This window comes from Streptomyces daliensis, from assembly GCF_054782395.1.
Window position 1 is genome coordinate 234,332 of sequence record NZ_BAAGSO010000058.1, and the last position, 15,133, is coordinate 249,464.

Below are 15,133 nucleotides of genomic sequence, written 5' to 3' on the forward strand. Positions count from 1 at the left end.
CGGGACCGGGCGGGCCGCGCCCCCACCACCGTGGTGCTCAACCCAGGTGGGTGCGCGGCCCGCCGGTCAGACGGCCGCCGTGCCGATGAGGCCCTCGCGGGTGACCAGCCCGACCAGCTCGTCCTCCCCCATGTGCTCCGTCCCCGAGGGGCGACGGGGAAGCACCATGTAGCGGCTCTCGGCGCTGGAGTCCCAGACCGTGATCCGTACGTCCTCGGGCAGCTCCAGGCCGAACTCCCCCAGCACGACGCGCGGTTCGCGCACGACACGGGAGCGGTACGACTCGCTCTTGTACCAGGACGGGGAGGGCCCGAGCAGCCCGACCGGGTAGCACGAGCACAGGGTGCAGACCAGCACATTGTGCTGCTCAGGGGTGTTCGCGACGACCTTGAGACGCTGCTGCTGGATGCCACCCGCCATGGAGAGGCCCAGCTCCGGAAGGGCCGCGTTCGCGTCGGCGAGCAGCCGGTCCCTGAACCCCTCGTCCGTCCAGGCGCGCGCGGCGATACGGGCGCCGTTCAGCGGCGAGGCGCCCTCCAGGAAGCGGGCGAGGATGCCGTCCAGCTCCGCGTCCTCCACCAGCCCGGCCCCGATCAGCCGCTCCTCCAGCCGACGCACCCGTACCGCGACGGGGTTCGTGGTGTGCTGCCCGCTCACTCCGGCTCCTCCAGCTCTTCCGGTTCCTCCAGGTACGACTGCCACAGCTCGACGGTGACCTCGTGCGCGCCCTCGCCCCACAGCTCGTCGGCGGCGAACGCCACGATGTAGACCGGCTCGACGCGGGGGGCGGGGCTGCGGCCCGCGACCTCGTCGGCCAGCGGCCAGCTTCCGGCGACCTCCACGACGCGACCGCGCTGGCCCCGTGCGTAGCGGGGCAGACGGGTGTGCCCGTCGGGGTCACCGGCCCGCGTACGGACCAGGTCCCCCGGCGCGAACCGCTGCCGCGTCCCCTCAGTCATCGCTGGTCAGCCGCTCGATGGCATGGAGCCAGCGCTCGTAGTACGAGGCGGCCAGATACTCCTGGGGCGGCATGCGTTCGATGGTGTCGCGGAACTCGTCCAGCGTGTAGACCCCGCGCCGCACGAGGGCGACGTTCAGCGCATAGACCCGCGCCTCCCAGTCCGCGTGAAACGACGGCTCGTCCCGCTCCACCTCGACGGCCCCGAACCCCGTCTGCCCACCCACATCATTGACCCGGCTCATGCCTTCGATGCTACGGGTCCCCTTCGCGGGGTGCGGAAGGAAACGGGGGTGTGCCCTCTTCACGGGGTGGTTGCGCGGGACGGTTGGCCGGTGTGGTGCGCACTGTAGGGTCCCGCGCTGATTTTTGTGCCGCTGCACGGGGCGCTGCGCTGTGGCTGGGCGCCGTGTTCGGGTGCGGCTGTGTGGCTACGGCGCGGCCTATGGACCTGTAGTTCGCGGCTGGCGCCGCGTGATTCTGGGTTCCTGTTGGGGTTATGGGCGCGTGTTCTTGGGTGTCCGGTGCCGGGGTGGGGTGTCTCCTCGGCGTGAAGGTCTCGCGTTCGGCTCTCCGCCGGTGACTTTCTCGACCTGCGGGGACACCCCACCCCGTCCCCGTCCCGCCGGTGGCCCGCTAACCAGCTCCGGGTCGGCTGACGCCCACCCTGTGCCCTCGCCCGTGGGGCGCCATCCCCCGGGTGCCCCTTGGGCTCTCGTTCGCGTGCTGCGGGCCGGTGGGGGGTTGTGCCCACCCGTTCCGCCATGCGGAACGCCTGCCCACAACAGTGGGAGCGGACCGGAAGCTGGCCGCGACCGGGAGGGGACGTGGTGGGGTGTCCCCGCAAGTGGTGGCGACGAGTATGTACAGACAGCCGAAAAGCCGACCCGCACTTGTCGGCAGGCAGCCGAAAAACCGACCCGCACTTGTCGCCGCCCGAGGAGACACCCCGGCACGGCACCGACCCCCACCACACACCAACCCCACAACCACCGGCACAAACCAAGAACCACGCGGCACCAGCCGCACCGCACCGCAACCACACACCGCGCCGAAGCCACCCACCCGCACCCGAAAACGGCGCCAAGCCACCCCCACTGCGTGCAGCGGCACAAAACCCAGCGCGGGACCCTACAGTGCGCACCACACCGGCCAACCGTCCCGCGCAACACCCCCGACGAACGGGGCAACCCCCCATTTCATTCCGCCCCCCGCGAAGGGTTACCGCACGGGGTGGCCCGCGTCGCGAAGGGCCGTCTTGACCTCGCCGATGCGGAGGTCACCGAAGTGGAAGACGGAAGCAGCGAGCACCGCATCCGCACCCGCGCCGACCGCAGGGGCGAAGTGCTCCAAGCGCCCCGCGCCGCCGCTGGCGATGACCGGCACGGCCACATGCCCCCGTACGGCCTCGATCATGGCCGTGTCGTAGCCGTCCTTGGTGCCGTCCGCGTCCATGGAGTTGAGCAGGATCTCGCCCGCGCCCAGCTCCGCGGCCCGGTGTGCCCACTCGACGGCGTCGATCCCGGTGCCCTTGCGCCCGCCGTGGGTGGTGACCTCGTAGCCGGAGGGCGTCGACGTGCCCTCCACACAGCGCCGCGCGTCGACGGAAAGCACCAGCACCTGGCTGCCGAACCGCTCGGCGATCTCGCGGATCAGCTCGGGCCGCGCGATGGCCGCGGTGTTCACACCGACCTTGTCAGCGCCGGCCCGCAGCAGCTTGTTGACGTCTTCGGGGCTGCGGACGCCGCCGCCGACCGTCAGCGGGATGAAGACCTGCTCGGCGGTGCGCCGCACCACGTCGTAGGTGGTCTCACGGTCGGCGGAGGAGGCGGTGATGTCGAGGAACGTCAGTTCGTCCGCGCCCTCCGCGTCGTAGACCTTCGCCATCTCGACGGGGTCGCCCGCGTCCCGCAGGTTCTTGAAGTTGACGCCTTTGACGACGCGCCCGGCGTCCACGTCCAGGCAGGGAATGACTCGTACGGACACGGACATCGCTGTGCAGACTCTCCTTCTTGGGCGGGCGCCCTGCGCGGGTGCCCTACGGGGCGCGTTACGGGGCGGTGCCCCGGAACGCCTCCAGTTCCACTTCGACCAGGACGCGGGAGTCGACGAACCCCGAGACCACGACGAGCGTCGCGGCCGGACGGACCGCGTCGAACAGCTCCCGGTGCGCGCGGCCCACCGCGTCCACGTCGCGGGAGTGGGTGAGGTACATCCGGGTGCGTATCACCGAGGAGACGTCGAGACCGAACTCCTTGAGCGCGGCGAGCGCCTGCCCGAAGGCGGCCTTCGTCTGCTCGTACGGGTCGCCCTCGCCGACCAGTTCGCCGTTGGCCAGCGGCAGGGTGCCCGCCACGGACACCCGGTCGCCCGCCGCGACGGCGCGTGCGAATCCGATGCTCTCTTCCCAGGGGCTGTCGGTCTGCACGCGTTCGACGCGGCGGTCCGGGGTCATGACGACACGGCCTCCAAAGCCTCTTCCAAGGTGAACGCCTTGGCGTAGAGGGCCTTGCCGACGATGGCGCCTTCGACCCCCTCCGGTACAAGCGTCGCGATGGCCCGCAGATCGTCAAGGGAGGAGACGCCGCCGGAGGCGACGACGGGCTTGTCGGTCGCGGCGCAGACGTTGCGCAGCAGTTCCAGGTTGGGGCCCTGGAGGGTGCCGTCCTTGTTGATGTCGGTGACGACGTAGCGGGCGCAGCCCTCGGCGTCGAGGCGTGTCAGTGTCTCGTAGAGATCGCCGCCGTCGCGGGTCCAGCCGCGTCCGCGCAGGGTCGTGCCGCGTACGTCGAGGCCGACGGCGATCTTGTCACCGTGCTCGGCGATGATCTTCGCGACCCACTCGGGGCTCTCCAGCGCGGCGGTGCCGAGGTTGACCCGCTCGCAGCCGGTGGCGAGGGCCGCTTCGAGGGAGGCGTCGTCGCGGATGCCGCCGGACAGCTCGACCTTGATGTCCATGGTGCGGGCGACCTCGGCGATCCGCTCGCGGTTGTCGCCGGTGCCGAACGCGGCGTCGAGATCGACGAGGTGCAGCCACTCGGCGCCGGAACGCTGCCAGGCGAGGGCGGCCTGGAGCGGGTCGCCGTAGGAGGTCTCCGAGCCGGACTCGCCGTGCACGAGGCGCACGGCCTGGCCGTCCCTGACGTCGACGGCGGGGAGGAGTTCGAGCTTGGTCATGACGTCCTCTGTCTGCGCTTCCTGTGTGATGTTGCCTTCTCCCCTGGCGGGGACGGGCGGCGGGGCCGCCCGGTGGGTCAGAGCGTGTCGATCCAGTTGGACAGCAGCCGGGCTCCCGCGTCGCCGGACTTCTCGGGGTGGAACTGCGTCGCCCACAGCGGCCCGTTCTCCACGGCGGCGACGAACGGCGTCGCGTGCTCGGCCCAGGTCACCTTGGGCGCGGTCAGCGCGGCGTTGGCGGTCTCCAGCTCCCAGTCGTGTACGGCGTAGGAGTGGACGAAGTAGTAGCGCGCGTCCTCGGGCAGCCCCGCGAAGAGCTTCGAGCCCTCGGCAGGGGTGACCGTGTTCCAGCCCATGTGCGGGATGGTGTGGTCCGCGTCGGCCTTCATCGGGCCGACCGTGCCGGGCCACTCGTCCATGCCCTCGGCCTCGTGGCCGTGCTCGATGCCCCGGCTGAAGAGGATCTGCATGCCGACGCAGATGCCCAGCACGGGGCGCCCGCCCGCGAGCCGGCGGCCGATGATCCAGTCGCCGCGCGCCTCGCGGAGCCCGTCCATGCAGGCGGCGAAGGCGCCGACGCCGGGGACGAGGAGGCCGTCGGCTGCCATGGCCTTGTCGTAGTCGCGGGTGATCTCGACGTCGGCGCCCGCACGGGCGAGGGCGCGCTCGGCCGAGCGGATGTTGCCGAAGCCGTAGTCGAAGACCACGACGCTCTTGCCCGCGCGGGCCCCGCTCGCCGCCACCGTGCCTGTGTCGCTCACTTCCACACCTCCAGCCGCAGCACGCCCGCCGCGAGCGCCAGCACCGAGGCGATGACCAGCACGGCGACGACGCTCTTCGGGAGCTTCTGCTTCCAGAAGGAGACGGCTCCGCCCGCGAGGAACAGCCCGACGAAGATCAGCAGAGTGGAGAGACCGTTCACAGCGCGCCCTTGGTCGAGGGGATGCCGGTCTGCCGGGGGTCGATCTCCGACGCGTAGCGCAGGGCCCGCGCCAGCGCCTTGAACTGGCACTCGACGATGTGGTGCGCGTTGCGCCCGTAGGGGACGTGGACGTGCAGCGCGATCTGCGCCTGGGCCACGAAGGACTCCAGGATGTGCCGCGTCATCGTCGTGTCGTACTCGCCGATCATCGGCGCCATGCCCTCGGGCTCGGTGTGCACGAGGTAGGGGCGCCCGGAGAGGTCGACGGTCACCTGGGCCAGCGACTCGTCCAGCGGCACCGAGGCGTTGGCGAACCGCACGATGCCCCGCTTGTCGCCGAGCGCCTGCCTGAAGGCGGCGCCCAGGGCCAGCGAGGTGTCCTCGATGGTGTGGTGGCTGTCGATGTGCAGATCGCCGTCGGTCTTGACCGTGAGGTCGAAGAGGCCGTGGCGGCCGAGCTGGTCGAGCATGTGGTCGTAGAAGCCGACGCCGGTGGCGACGTCGACCTGCCCGGTGCCGTCGAGATCGATCTCGACCAGGACCGAGGTCTCTTTGGTGGTGCGCTCCACGCGGCCCACGCGGCTCATCGGTTCGTCTCCTTCGTCACTGCGCGTACCGCGTCGAGGAACGCGTCGTTCTCTTCGGGCGTGCCCGCCGACACCCGCAGCCAGCCCGGCACTCCGTTGTCCCGGACGAGGACGCCCTGGTCCAGCAGAGCCTGCCAGACCGCGTGCGCGCCGCCCTTGCCGTCGAACCGCCCGAACTGCACGAAGTTGGCGTCCGACTCGGTGACCTCGCAGCCGAGGGCGCGCAGTTCGCGCACCAGCCGGTCGCGTTCGTCCTTGAGCCGTTCGACGTAGCCGAGCAGCGTGTCGGTGTGTTCGAGCGCGGCCAGCGCGGTGGCCTGGGTGACGGCCGACAGGTGGTAGGGCAGCCGCACGAGCTGGACCGCGTCGACGACGGCGGGGTCGGCGGCCAGATAGCCGAGCCGCAGCCCGGCGGCCCCGAACGCCTTGGACATGGTGCGGGTGACCACCAGGTTCGGGCGGCCTTCCAGCAGCGGCAGCAGCGACTCGCGGTGCGAGAACTCGCCGTACGCCTCGTCCACGACGACCATCGACGGCTTGGCGGCCTGCGCCGCTTCGTAGAGCGCCACCACGGTGTCGCGGCCGACGGCCGTGCCGGTGGGGTTGTTGGGCGAGCAGATGAACACCACGTCGGGCCTGCGCTCGGCGATGGTGGCGACGGCTGCCTCGGTGTCGATGGTGAAGTCGTCGTGGCGCGGCCCGGAGAGCCACTCGGTGCCGGTGCCGCGCGCGATGATGCCGTGCATCGAGTACGAGGGCTCGAAGCCGATCGCGGTGCGGCCCTCGCCGCCGAAGGTCTGGAGCAACTGCTGGATGACCTCGTTGGAGCCGTTGGCGGCCCACACATTGCGGGGCCCGACCTTGTACCCGGCGGTGCGGGTGAGGTAGGCGGCCAGCTCGGTGCGGAGCACGACCGCGTCCCTGTCCGGGTAGCGGTTGAGGGTGCGGGCCGCGTCGGAGACGCGCTCGGCGATCCGCCGCACCAGCTCCTCGGGGAGCGGGTACGGGTTCTCGTTCGTGTTCAGGCGTACGGGAACGTCGAGCTGCGGGGCGCCGTACGGGGACTTGCCGCGCAGCTCGTCCCTGATGGGGAGATCGTCAATGCCGGTCACTTGCTCTGCGGCACCTTCCAGTCGAACCTTGCCTTGAGCGCCGCCCCGTGGGCGGGCAGGTCTTCCGCCTCGGCGAGGGTGACGACGTGGTGGGTCACCTCGGCGAGAGCGTCGCGCGTGTAGTCCACGACGTGGATGCCGCGCAGGAACGACTGCACCGAGAGACCGGAGGAGTGGCAGGCGCAGCCGCCGGTGGGCAGCACGTGGTTGGAGCCCGCGCAGTAGTCGCCGAGCGAGACGGGCGCCCAGGGGCCGACGAAGATCGCGCCCGCGTTGCGCACGCGCGCGGCCCAGGCGGCGGCGTCGGCGGTCTGGATCTCCAGGTGCTCGGCCGCGTAGGAGTCCACGACGGCGAGTCCGTCCTCCAGGGAGTCCACGAGCACGATCCCGGACTGGCGCCCGGACAGCGCCTCGGTGATCCGCTCGTGGTGCCGGGTGGCGGCGACCTGGGTCTTCAGCTCGGCCTCGACGGCCTCGGCCAGCGCGACGGAGGGCGTGACCAGCACGGCCGCCGCGACGACGTCGTGCTCGGCCTGGCTGATCAGGTCCGAGGCGACGTGCGCGGCGTCGGCCGTGTCGTCGGCGAGGACCGCGATCTCGGTGGGGCCCGCCTCGGAGTCGATGCCGATGCGGCCCTTGAGCAGGCGTTTGGCGGCGGCGACGTAGATGTTCCCCGGCCCTGTGACGAGCTGGACAGGGGCGCAGTCCTCGGTGCCGTAGGCGAACATGGCCACGGCGTGGGCGCCGCCCGCCGCGTACACCTCGTCGACGCCCAGGAGGGCGCAGGCCGCGAGGATGGTGGGGTGCGGCAGCCCGCCGAACTCCTTCTGCGGGGGCGAGGAGACGGCCAGCGAGCCGACGCCCGCCTCCTGCGCGGGCACCACGTTCATGACGACGGAGGACGGATAGACGGCCCGGCCGCCCGGCACGTAGAGCCCGACGCGCTCGACGGGCACCCACCGTTCGGTGACGGTGCCGCCGGGGACGACCTGGACGGTGGAGTCGGTGCGCCGCTGGTCGCGGTGGACGATACGGGCGCGCCGGACGGACTCCTCCAGCGCCGCGCGTACGTCCGGATCGAGCGCTTCCAGTGCCTCCGTCAGCGCCTCGGCCGGGACGCGTACGCGCTCCAGCGTGACGCCGTCGAACCGCTGGGCGTAGTCGACCAGTGCCGCTGTGCCACGATGCTTGACGTCCTCGCAGATGGGGCGCACCTTCTCCAGCGCGTCCTCGACGTCGAACTCGGCTCGGGGCAGCAGATCGCGGTCGAGTCCGCCGCCGGCCGCCGTGGCGGCGAGCGCGGAACCGCGCAGGTCGATTCGGGAGATCACACCCCCAGTCTCTCAGACCGCGTCCGGCGGCTGGCCGCCCGTATCACTGGCTGATACATACCGTGAGGGGCCTCACGCCCGCCTCGCGGGCCCGCGCCGCACCGCCGCGCACGTGCGTGCCCGTGCGTGCCCGTCCGCATCCCGGCCCCCGGCATATGACCTGCGGTGCGGACGCACCAGTAACGGAACCGGAGCACAGCGGCCGATCGTCGCCACAGGCGTTCATCCGGTCACGGAGCGGGAAGGGGAAGCGTACGACCACGGCTTTTCGACGCACCGCACACGCCGCACGCGCCGCACGCACCGCACGCACCGCCGAGGGCGCGCGGACGCCCGCGCGCCGCAGGGCGCGCCGTACGCCGCGTCGCGCCCGGGAACGGGAAACCGGGGGACCAGGGGACATGGGATGAGGGGGAGGGGAACGGACCAGTGAACGAGCCGCTGGACTCCGAGGAGCCGCCGACCGGTGTGACCACCGCCGAATGGGGCCTGTGGCAGGCGTTCCGCAACGGCACCGAGCACGACCTGCGCAGCCGCGAGCCCGAACTGGACGATCCGGACGGCGACCATCCGTGGGGGCCCGAGCGCACCGTACGGGCCCGCTTCATCGCCCGCCTGCTGCTGCACGGCCCGCCACCGTTACTGGGCCGGGTCGCCTCGCTCCACCTCGTCGGCGCCTACATCACCGGCTCCCTCGACCTGTCGGGCGGGACGGTGGACTCGTACTTCGAGCTGCGGCACTGCCGCTTCGAGGAGGAGGTGCGGATACCCGAGGCACGCTTGCAGACGGCGCGCTTCAGCGACTGCGCCATCCCCCGTCTAGAGGCCGCGCGGCTGACGACGGAGGGCGATCTGCACCTGCCCCGCTGCTCGATACCCGGCGGCATCAAGCTCACCGACGCCACGATCGGCACCGACCTGCTGCTGGACGAGGCGAAGGTCGGCAGCGGGCGCCGCATCCGGGCCATCGCGGCCGACGGCATCACGGTCTCCCAGGAGTTCCAGGCCAGCATGCTCGTCACCGACGGGGAGCTGAGCCTGCGCGGGGCCACCATCGGCAGCTCGCTGCACATGTTCGGCACGGTGCTGCGCAACACCCGCGGCCGCTACGCGCTGCACGCCCCGCAGATGACCGTCGAGCACGTCGCCAGCCTCGCTGACGCCACCCCGGGCCGGGCCCCGCAGATCCAGGGCCAGACGCCGCCCACCGGCACCCGCATCCCCTTCACGACCGAGGGCGGCACGCGCTGGCGCACCCGGCACTTCGAGTGCACGGGCGGGATCGTGCTGGACGACGGCAGGTTCGGCTCGTCCCTGGTCATCGAGAACGCGCGCTTCGACCTCCAGCAGAACCAGGAGCTGTCGCTGCGCCGCATCTCCACGCCCGAGCTGAGCTTCACCCCGCAGGCGCCCGAGCGCGGGCTCGTGGTGCTGTCGGGGGCCACCGTCGAGAAGCTCATGGACCGGGTGGGCAGCTGGCCGCGGGACCAGCGGCTGTGGATGGCGGGCTTCACGTACCAGCAGGCGATCCCCAAAGAGGGCCACTTCAACGTCCGGGAGCGCCTCCAGTGGCTGAGCACGGCGACGCCCGAGTACTCGCCCGAGCCGTACGAGCAGCTCGCCGCGATGTACCGCAACAGCGGTGAGGACACCAACGCGCGCGCCGTACTCCTGGCGAAGCAGCGCCGCAGGCGTGAGACGTTGCCGCTGGTCGGAAAGGTGTGGGGCTATATCCAGGACTGGACGGTGGCCTACGGCTACCGGCCGGCGCAGGCGGCCCTGTGGATGGCGGTGCTGTGGGCCTCGGCCACCGTCGTGTTCGGCGCGAACCCGCCGGAACCGCTCAAGGAGCACGAGCATCCGCACTGGAACTCCGCGCTCTACGCCCTCGACCTGCTCCTCCCCGTGATCAGCTTCGGCCAGGACGCGGCCTGGAACCCCGCGGGCGGCTATCAGTGGGCGGAGGCCGTCCTGATCCTGCTCGGCTGGGTCCTCGCGACGACGGTCGCCACGGGCGCGACCCGGCTGCTGAGGCGCCAGTGACGGAGGTTTCGGAGCGCCGCGAAGGGGGGACACGGGCGGGGATCCGGATACCGCGTGCGGAGGCGTGTCGCGGCGACGTGCGCATATCCCCACCGCGACCACCGCCGAAGGCTTTAGGCTTACCCGTTGTGACAACCGCGCTTCCGCTCTTCCCGCTCAACTCGGTGCTGTTCCCTGGCCTCGTGCTGCCGCTGAACATCTTCGAGCAGCGGTACCGCGCGCTGATGCGCGACCTGCTGGAGATCCCCGAGGACACCCCGCGCCGCTTCGGCGTCGTCGCCATCAGGGACGGCCGCGAGGTCGCCCCCACGGCGACGGGCCTGCCCGAGGCGGCGCCGCCCACGGGCGCCGACCCGACGGCGGGCTTCGGGCCCGACCCCGCCAAGGCGTTCTACAGCGTGGGCTGCGTCGCCGACGCCTCGACCATCCGCGAGCGCGCCAGCGCCTCCGGTGCGGCCGGCGCCGCGGACGACGACGAGGACGAGGGCCCCGAGCAGGAGCCGGGCGCCGGGGAAAGCTCCGGCTACGAGGTCCTCGCCACCGGCACCACCCGCTTCCGCCTCCTCTCAGTGGACGCGAGCGGCCCCTATCTGATGGGCGAGATCGAGGAGCTGCCCGAGGAGGAGGGCGACGGCGCCGGGGCGCTGGCCTCAGGGGTGCTGCGGGCCTTCCGCACGTACCAGAAGCGCCTCGCGAGCGCCCGCGAGCGCACCCTCGCCGCGGGGCAGGACCTGCCGGACGACCCGTCGGTGGTCTCCTACCTCGTCGCGGCGGCGACGATCCTCGACACCCCGTCGAAGCAGCGGCTGCTCCAGGCGCCCGACACGGCGACGCGGCTCGCGGACGAGCTGAAGATCCTCCGGCGGGAGACGGCGATGATCGGCAAGCTGCCCTCGCTGCCCGCCGCCGACCTCACCCGGCAGCCGACGAGCCCGAACTGACCGGACGGGACCGGACCGGACCGGACCGACCAGCCACTAGGTGAACCGAGGCACAGGCGCGATGGCCAGGAAGAAACAGGACCGCAAGCAGGGCCAGCAGGCGGCGGCGACCCCCGCGACGGTCGCCGCCGGCCGCGCGGGCGTCGCCTTCACCACGCACGCCTACACGCACGACCCGGCGGCACCCTCCTACGGCGAGGAGGCGGCCGAGGCGCTCGGCCTCTCCCCCGAGCAGGTCTTCAAGACCCTCGTCGCGGACGTCGACGGCACACTGACCGTCGCCGTCGTGCCCGTCTCCGCCTCCCTTGACCTGAAGGCGCTGGCCTCGGCGGCGGGCGGCAAGCGGGCCACGATGGCCGACCCGGCGGCGGCCGAGCGCACCACGGGATACGTACGGGGCGGCATCTCGCCCCTGGGCCAGCGCAAGCGGCTGCCCACAGTGCTGGACGCGTCCGCCTCCGGGCACGCCACCATCTGTGTCTCGGCAGGGCGCCGCGGCCTGGAGATCGAGCTGGCCCCTGACGACCTGGCGGCGCTCACCGGGGCGACGACGGCGCCCATCGCGCGGGTCTGACGCGGGGACGTACGGAGCCGGCGTACGGGACTGGCGTACGGGCCGACGTATCGCTGACGTACTCCGGCCGTACCCCGGCGTACCGGTGCGCCCGGAGAACGCCTCGCGAGGGCTTCCCAGGGCGCTCCCCCTCGGCTAGGTACTCGGGCTAGGCACGTAGCGACCGGATACGTGGCGACGCCACCCAGCGAGGGGGTACCACCCATGTCCAAGCGCACCCGCAAGCGCCGCTGGCGCATCCGCAAGGGCAGGGCGAACCACGGGCGCCGCCCCGCGTAGCGGCGGCCGGTGGGACGGGCGGCGAGGGCAGCCGGGGCTACCAGGTGTCGCGACGGGCCTCGGGCGCCGCGCCCTTGCCCGGGCCGTCGGCGAAGCCGGGACCGTTCGCGAAGCCAGGGTCCTCCGCGAAACCCGGGTCCTGCTCGAAGGGGGGCTCGGGGTCGCGGGGCGTGAAGATGCTCGTCAGCATCAGGTGGATGAGGACGGCGGCGAACGGCCAGGCCAGCAGCCCGCCCTTCGCGTCCAGCTTCAGCGGCCCGTCGAAGGTGCCGTTCGCACCGGCCGCCTTCGCCGCGGCCACCACGTCCGTCTCGGGGCCCAGCCAGACGCCGATGCGCCAGGCGACGACCGAGCCCAGCAGCGCCCCCAGCGCGAGCCCCACCACGAGGCCCACGCCGCCCTTCACGCGGGCGAGGAAGACGGCGACGGCGCTCAGCACGCCCGCGGCCAGCGCGAGGAGGATGAAGGTGCCGTCGGCGCCGATGGCCTCCTCGCCCTCCGGGTCCTTGAGGTAGACGGCCTTGCCGTCCGTGAACAGCGGCACCCTCGGCGCCAGCCACAGCCACAGCAGGCCCAGCGCCACCCCCAGCACGGTCACGGCCAGCCCGCATACCAGCGCGTCCCGCAGCTCGCGCCGCACCCGCGGCCCGGCCGCTTCGGCGTCAGCGGCGGCGTGCGCACCCCCGCCCGGGTGGCCCGCGAGAGGCTCATGGCTCATGGACCCGCCCGGCTGCGGCTCGCCGGGGTGGCCCGGTGCGGAGCCGGAGTGGTCAGGATTGTGTGAGGAGGGCGTCGGTACGGTCACCACGCCATCGTGCCAGGCCTCGCCCGTCGCACGGGGGGCGACCCATGGCGCGGCCACGCGGTGGGTCCGTACGGGCGCGTACGGGCGCGTACGGCGCGGGGCAGGAGGGGGCTCAGCGGACCGCGGCGCGCCGGTAGGCCCAGGTCGCCACGGCGAGCGACACGACGCCGACGGCCGCGCACACACCCAGGTCCAGCAGCACGCGACCCCAGTCGGGCGCCGACTCGAAGGTGCGGGCCAGGGCCTCCACGCCGTACGTCGAAGGCAGCAGATCCCGCAGCCAGCGCACAGGATCGGGCAGCTCGCCGCCCGGCAGCACGCCCAGCAGCAGCGCGGCCGACATGCCCAACTGGCCGCACACGGTGGCCAGTTCAGGCTTCGGTGCGAGCAGTCCGAGGGCCGCGCCCAGCCCGGCGAGGGCCGCGCCCGCGAGCGGGATCACCGCGGCCAGCACCCACAGCCCGCCCAGCGGCAACTGGAACAGCACGCTCCCCACGACCGCCGTCACCACCACACCGGGCACCGTGAAGGACGCGTACGCGCCCGCGGCGCCGAGGACGACGGCGGCGGCGGGCACGGGGAGGGTCGCGTAGTGGTCGAGGCCGCCGTTGGCGCGCAACTGGCCGAAGTACTGCGCCAGCAGGTTCAGCGCCACGAACGCCACGACGAGCACGCTGGACCCGGCGACGACAGCGCGCGCCTCCACGCCACCATCCACGACGCCGCGCATCAGCACCATGATCCCGAGCGACTGGAACGTCGCGACGAAGAGCAGCGGCACGCGGGCCACGCGGGCGCGCGAGAGCTGGGCGCGGTAGACGGCCGCCAGCGCGGGCCACAGGCGGGCGCGCGCGGCGAGCGGCGCTGCGGGGGTGACGGGGGGTGCCCCCGCCCCGGGGGCCGACGGCTCCGGCTGCGGCGCCGGGGCCGCGGAGGGCGCCGTACCGGCCGACGTCACGGAACCCGCCGGACTCGCCGGGCCCATCGAACCCACTGATCCCACCGAACTCACCGAACTCACCGAGCTGGCCGAACTCACGCCTTCACCAAGCCTTCCCCGCGCCCGCCCAGCGCCAGATACACGTCTTCCAGGCTGGGCGTCGCCAGCGAGAAGTCGTCGAGTGCGGCGAAGGCCGGTCCGCCCGTGACCACCGCGACCGCCTCGCGCGCCGCGCCCGGGCCGAGCCGCAGCGTCCAGCGCCGCCCCGAGACGAGGGCCGCCTCGCCCAGCGCGGCGACCTCCGGCACGTCGACGGGCGCGCGATCGCGCCACACCAGTTCCAGTCGTACGTCGTCGCCCACCGTAGCCTTCAGCCCGCCCGGGGTGTCGCAGGCGATGACCCGGCCCGTGTCCATCACGGCGACCCGGTCGAGCACCGTCTCCGCCTCGATGACGTTGTGCGTCACGAGCACGACCGTGGCGCCGTGCTCGGCACGCCTACGGTCGACGGCGGCCCACACCGCGCGCCGCGCGACGGGGTCCATGCCGCTGGTCGGCTCGTCGAGCACCAGCAGCGGGCGCTCGCCCACCAGCGCGGAGGCCACACAGGCGAGGCGGCGCTGGCCGCCCGACAGCTTCTTGAGGGGGCGCGAGGCGAGGGGGCCGAGGCCCAGCTCGTCCATCACCGCGTCGCGCTCGCGGCGCGCGGCGTCGACGTCGAGGCCGCGCAGCCGTCCCGTCGTCTCGGTCGCCAGCGCGACCGTCAGCTCGTCCAGTGCGCTGGACTCCTGGCCCAGGTAGGCGAGGAGGCGCGAGGCGCGCTCCGGGTGCCGCACGAGGTCGTGGCCGAGCACCTCGATCGCGCCGCTGTCCGGGCGCAGCAGGCCCGTGAGCTGCCGTACGAGGGTGGACTTGCCCGCGCCGTTCGGGCCGAGCAGCCCGAAGATCTCGCCCGCGTTGATGTCGAGCGTGACGTCGTCACTGGCGCGCACCGCCGGCGCGGGCGGTGCGCCTCGGCGGGCACGGCTCGCGGGGTACGTCTTGACCAGCGCGCTTATACGCACGGCGACCCGCGTCGGCGCCTCCACGCTGTCCACCGCCTGCCGTGTGCCCATTCCCACGAGCTACGAGGGTACGCGCCTCTCCACGGGCCCCTTCGCGGGGGGCGGAAGGAAACGGGGGGTTCCCGCTTCACGGGGGTGTTGCGCGGGACGGTTGGCCGGTGAGGTGGGCACCGTAGGGTCCCGCGCTGATTTTTGTGCCGCTGCACGCAGTGGGGTGGCTTGGCGCCGTGTTCGGCTGCCTGGCCGGTGGCTTCGGCGCGGCGTGTGGTGCGGTGCGTTGCGGCTGGGGCCGCGTGGTTCTTGGCTCAGGCCGGTGGTCGTGTGGGGTTGCTGTGTGGTGGGGGTCGGTGCCGTGCCGGGGTGTCTCCTCGGGCGGCGACAAGTGCGGGTCGGCTTTTCG

At 72.8% G+C, this 15,133-nt stretch carries 17 protein-coding genes; 3 read left to right on the top strand and 14 right to left on the bottom strand.

The features are described 5' to 3' along the window. Nucleotides 1–66: 66 nt before the first annotated feature. The 11 genes from ACYVOO_RS13370 to hisD form a co-directional block, all read right to left on the bottom strand. Nucleotides 67–657, bottom strand: coding sequence for a nitrile hydratase subunit alpha (locus tag ACYVOO_RS13370; RefSeq protein ID WP_461015868.1), 591 nt, complete (start codon nucleotides 655–657; stop codon nucleotides 67–69). Continuing rightward, on the bottom strand, nucleotides 654–959 hold the full coding sequence (locus ACYVOO_RS13375) for an SH3-like domain-containing protein (protein ID WP_461015869.1): 306 nt from the start codon (nucleotides 957–959) through the stop codon (nucleotides 654–656). The genes ACYVOO_RS13370 and ACYVOO_RS13375 overlap by 4 nt, the downstream gene beginning before the upstream one ends. Then, nucleotides 952–1,203, bottom strand: a complete 252-nt coding sequence (locus ACYVOO_RS13380; RefSeq protein ID WP_461015870.1) for a hypothetical protein — start codon at nucleotides 1,201–1,203, stop codon at nucleotides 952–954. Before ACYVOO_RS13380 ends, ACYVOO_RS13375 begins: the two co-directional genes overlap by 8 nt. A 976-nt stretch (nucleotides 1,204–2,179) precedes the next feature. Beyond that, complete coding sequence (gene hisF, locus ACYVOO_RS13385; RefSeq protein ID WP_461015871.1) at nucleotides 2,180–2,950, bottom strand: imidazole glycerol phosphate synthase subunit HisF; 771 nt, start codon at nucleotides 2,948–2,950, stop codon at nucleotides 2,180–2,182. 58 nt (nucleotides 2,951–3,008) lie between these two features. Continuing rightward, entirely contained in the window at nucleotides 3,009–3,413 is a 405-nt protein-coding gene (locus ACYVOO_RS13390) for a RidA family protein (protein ID WP_461015872.1), read from the bottom strand. Further along, complete coding sequence (gene priA / locus ACYVOO_RS13395; protein ID WP_453345298.1) at nucleotides 3,410–4,135, bottom strand: bifunctional 1-(5-phosphoribosyl)-5-((5-phosphoribosylamino)methylideneamino)imidazole-4-carboxamide isomerase/phosphoribosylanthranilate isomerase PriA; 726 nt, start codon at nucleotides 4,133–4,135, stop codon at nucleotides 3,410–3,412. The genes ACYVOO_RS13390 and priA overlap by 4 nt, the downstream gene beginning before the upstream one ends. Before the next feature lie 77 nt (nucleotides 4,136–4,212). Then, on the bottom strand, nucleotides 4,213–4,878 hold the full coding sequence (hisH, locus tag ACYVOO_RS13400; protein ID WP_461015899.1) for an imidazole glycerol phosphate synthase subunit HisH: 666 nt from the start codon (nucleotides 4,876–4,878) through the stop codon (nucleotides 4,213–4,215). A gap of 14 nt (nucleotides 4,879–4,892) precedes the next feature. Further along, nucleotides 4,893–5,057 carry a hypothetical protein gene (locus ACYVOO_RS13405; protein WP_461015873.1) on the bottom strand — a complete coding sequence of 55 codons (165 nt, stop codon included), beginning with the start codon at nucleotides 5,055–5,057 and terminating at the stop codon, nucleotides 4,893–4,895. Beyond that, nucleotides 5,054–5,644 carry an imidazoleglycerol-phosphate dehydratase HisB gene (hisB, locus tag ACYVOO_RS13410; protein WP_461015874.1) on the bottom strand — a complete coding sequence of 197 codons (591 nt, stop codon included), beginning with the start codon at nucleotides 5,642–5,644 and terminating at the stop codon, nucleotides 5,054–5,056. The genes ACYVOO_RS13405 and hisB overlap by 4 nt, the downstream gene beginning before the upstream one ends. Further along, the gene (locus ACYVOO_RS13415) at nucleotides 5,641–6,756 is read right to left on the bottom strand and encodes a histidinol-phosphate transaminase (RefSeq protein ID WP_461015875.1); all 1,116 of its coding nucleotides are present in this window, start codon (nucleotides 6,754–6,756) and stop codon (nucleotides 5,641–5,643) included. Before ACYVOO_RS13415 ends, hisB begins: the two co-directional genes overlap by 4 nt. Then, nucleotides 6,753–8,087, bottom strand: coding sequence for a histidinol dehydrogenase (gene hisD / locus ACYVOO_RS13420; RefSeq protein ID WP_461015876.1), 1,335 nt, complete (start codon nucleotides 8,085–8,087; stop codon nucleotides 6,753–6,755). The genes ACYVOO_RS13415 and hisD overlap by 4 nt, the downstream gene beginning before the upstream one ends. Before the next feature lie 429 nt (nucleotides 8,088–8,516). Here hisD and ACYVOO_RS13425 point away from each other — a divergent pair, with 429 nt between their 5' ends. From ACYVOO_RS13425 to ybaK, 3 genes are all read left to right on the top strand, one after another. Next, nucleotides 8,517–10,130: an oxidoreductase gene (locus tag ACYVOO_RS13425; RefSeq protein WP_461015877.1), complete on the top strand. Its 1,614-nt coding sequence runs from the start codon at nucleotides 8,517–8,519 to the stop codon at nucleotides 10,128–10,130. A 128-nt stretch (nucleotides 10,131–10,258) separates the two neighbouring features. Beyond that, entirely contained in the window at nucleotides 10,259–11,071 is an 813-nt protein-coding gene (locus ACYVOO_RS13430) for an LON peptidase substrate-binding domain-containing protein (RefSeq protein WP_461015878.1), read from the top strand. Nucleotides 11,072–11,132: 61 nt separating this feature from the next. Continuing rightward, nucleotides 11,133–11,645 carry a Cys-tRNA(Pro) deacylase gene (gene ybaK / locus ACYVOO_RS13435; RefSeq protein ID WP_461015879.1) on the top strand — a complete coding sequence of 171 codons (513 nt, stop codon included), beginning with the start codon at nucleotides 11,133–11,135 and terminating at the stop codon, nucleotides 11,643–11,645. A gap of 316 nt (nucleotides 11,646–11,961) precedes the next feature. Here the strand turns inward: ybaK and ACYVOO_RS13440 are convergent, their stop codons facing one another. The 3 genes from ACYVOO_RS13440 to ACYVOO_RS13450 all read right to left on the bottom strand — a co-directional run bounded on the left by ACYVOO_RS13440 (nucleotide 11,962) and on the right by ACYVOO_RS13450 (nucleotide 14,784). After that, nucleotides 11,962–12,642, bottom strand: coding sequence for a hypothetical protein (locus tag ACYVOO_RS13440; RefSeq protein WP_461015880.1), 681 nt, complete (start codon nucleotides 12,640–12,642; stop codon nucleotides 11,962–11,964). A gap of 199 nt (nucleotides 12,643–12,841) precedes the next feature. Next, entirely contained in the window at nucleotides 12,842–13,714 is an 873-nt protein-coding gene (locus ACYVOO_RS13445; RefSeq protein WP_461015900.1) for an ABC transporter permease, read from the bottom strand. 50 nt (nucleotides 13,715–13,764) lie between these two features. Beyond that, nucleotides 13,765–14,784, bottom strand: coding sequence for an ABC transporter ATP-binding protein (locus ACYVOO_RS13450; protein ID WP_461015901.1), 1,020 nt, complete (start codon nucleotides 14,782–14,784; stop codon nucleotides 13,765–13,767). Between the last annotated feature and the right edge of the window lie 349 nt (nucleotides 14,785–15,133).

What these genes read in the sequence shown, in the direction of transcription:
- ACYVOO_RS13375 (WP_461015869.1), bottom strand. Translation starts at nt 959, where the DNA reads ATGACTGAGGGGACGCGGCAGCGGTTCGCGCCGGGGGACCTGGTCCGT.
- ACYVOO_RS13380 (WP_461015870.1), bottom strand. Translation starts at nt 1,203, where the DNA reads ATGAGCCGGGTCAATGATGTGGGTGGGCAGACGGGGTTCGGGGCCGTC.
- hisF (WP_461015871.1), bottom strand. Translation starts at nt 2,950, where the DNA reads ATGTCCGTGTCCGTACGAGTCATTCCCTGCCTGGACGTGGACGCCGGG.
- ACYVOO_RS13390 (WP_461015872.1), bottom strand. Translation starts at nt 3,413, where the DNA reads ATGACCCCGGACCGCCGCGTCGAACGCGTGCAGACCGACAGCCCCTGG.
- priA (WP_453345298.1), bottom strand. Translation starts at nt 4,135, where the DNA reads ATGACCAAGCTCGAACTCCTCCCCGCCGTCGACGTCAGGGACGGCCAG.
- hisB (WP_461015874.1), bottom strand. Translation starts at nt 5,644, where the DNA reads ATGAGCCGCGTGGGCCGCGTGGAGCGCACCACCAAAGAGACCTCGGTC.
- ybaK (WP_461015879.1), top strand. Translation starts at nt 11,133, where the DNA reads ATGGCCAGGAAGAAACAGGACCGCAAGCAGGGCCAGCAGGCGGCGGCG.
- ACYVOO_RS13440 (WP_461015880.1), bottom strand. Translation starts at nt 12,642, where the DNA reads ATGAGCCATGAGCCTCTCGCGGGCCACCCGGGCGGGGGTGCGCACGCC.
- ACYVOO_RS13445 (WP_461015900.1), bottom strand. Translation starts at nt 13,714, where the DNA reads ATGGGCCCGGCGAGTCCGGCGGGTTCCGTGACGTCGGCCGGTACGGCG.
- ACYVOO_RS13450 (WP_461015901.1), bottom strand. Translation starts at nt 14,784, where the DNA reads ATGGGCACACGGCAGGCGGTGGACAGCGTGGAGGCGCCGACGCGGGTC.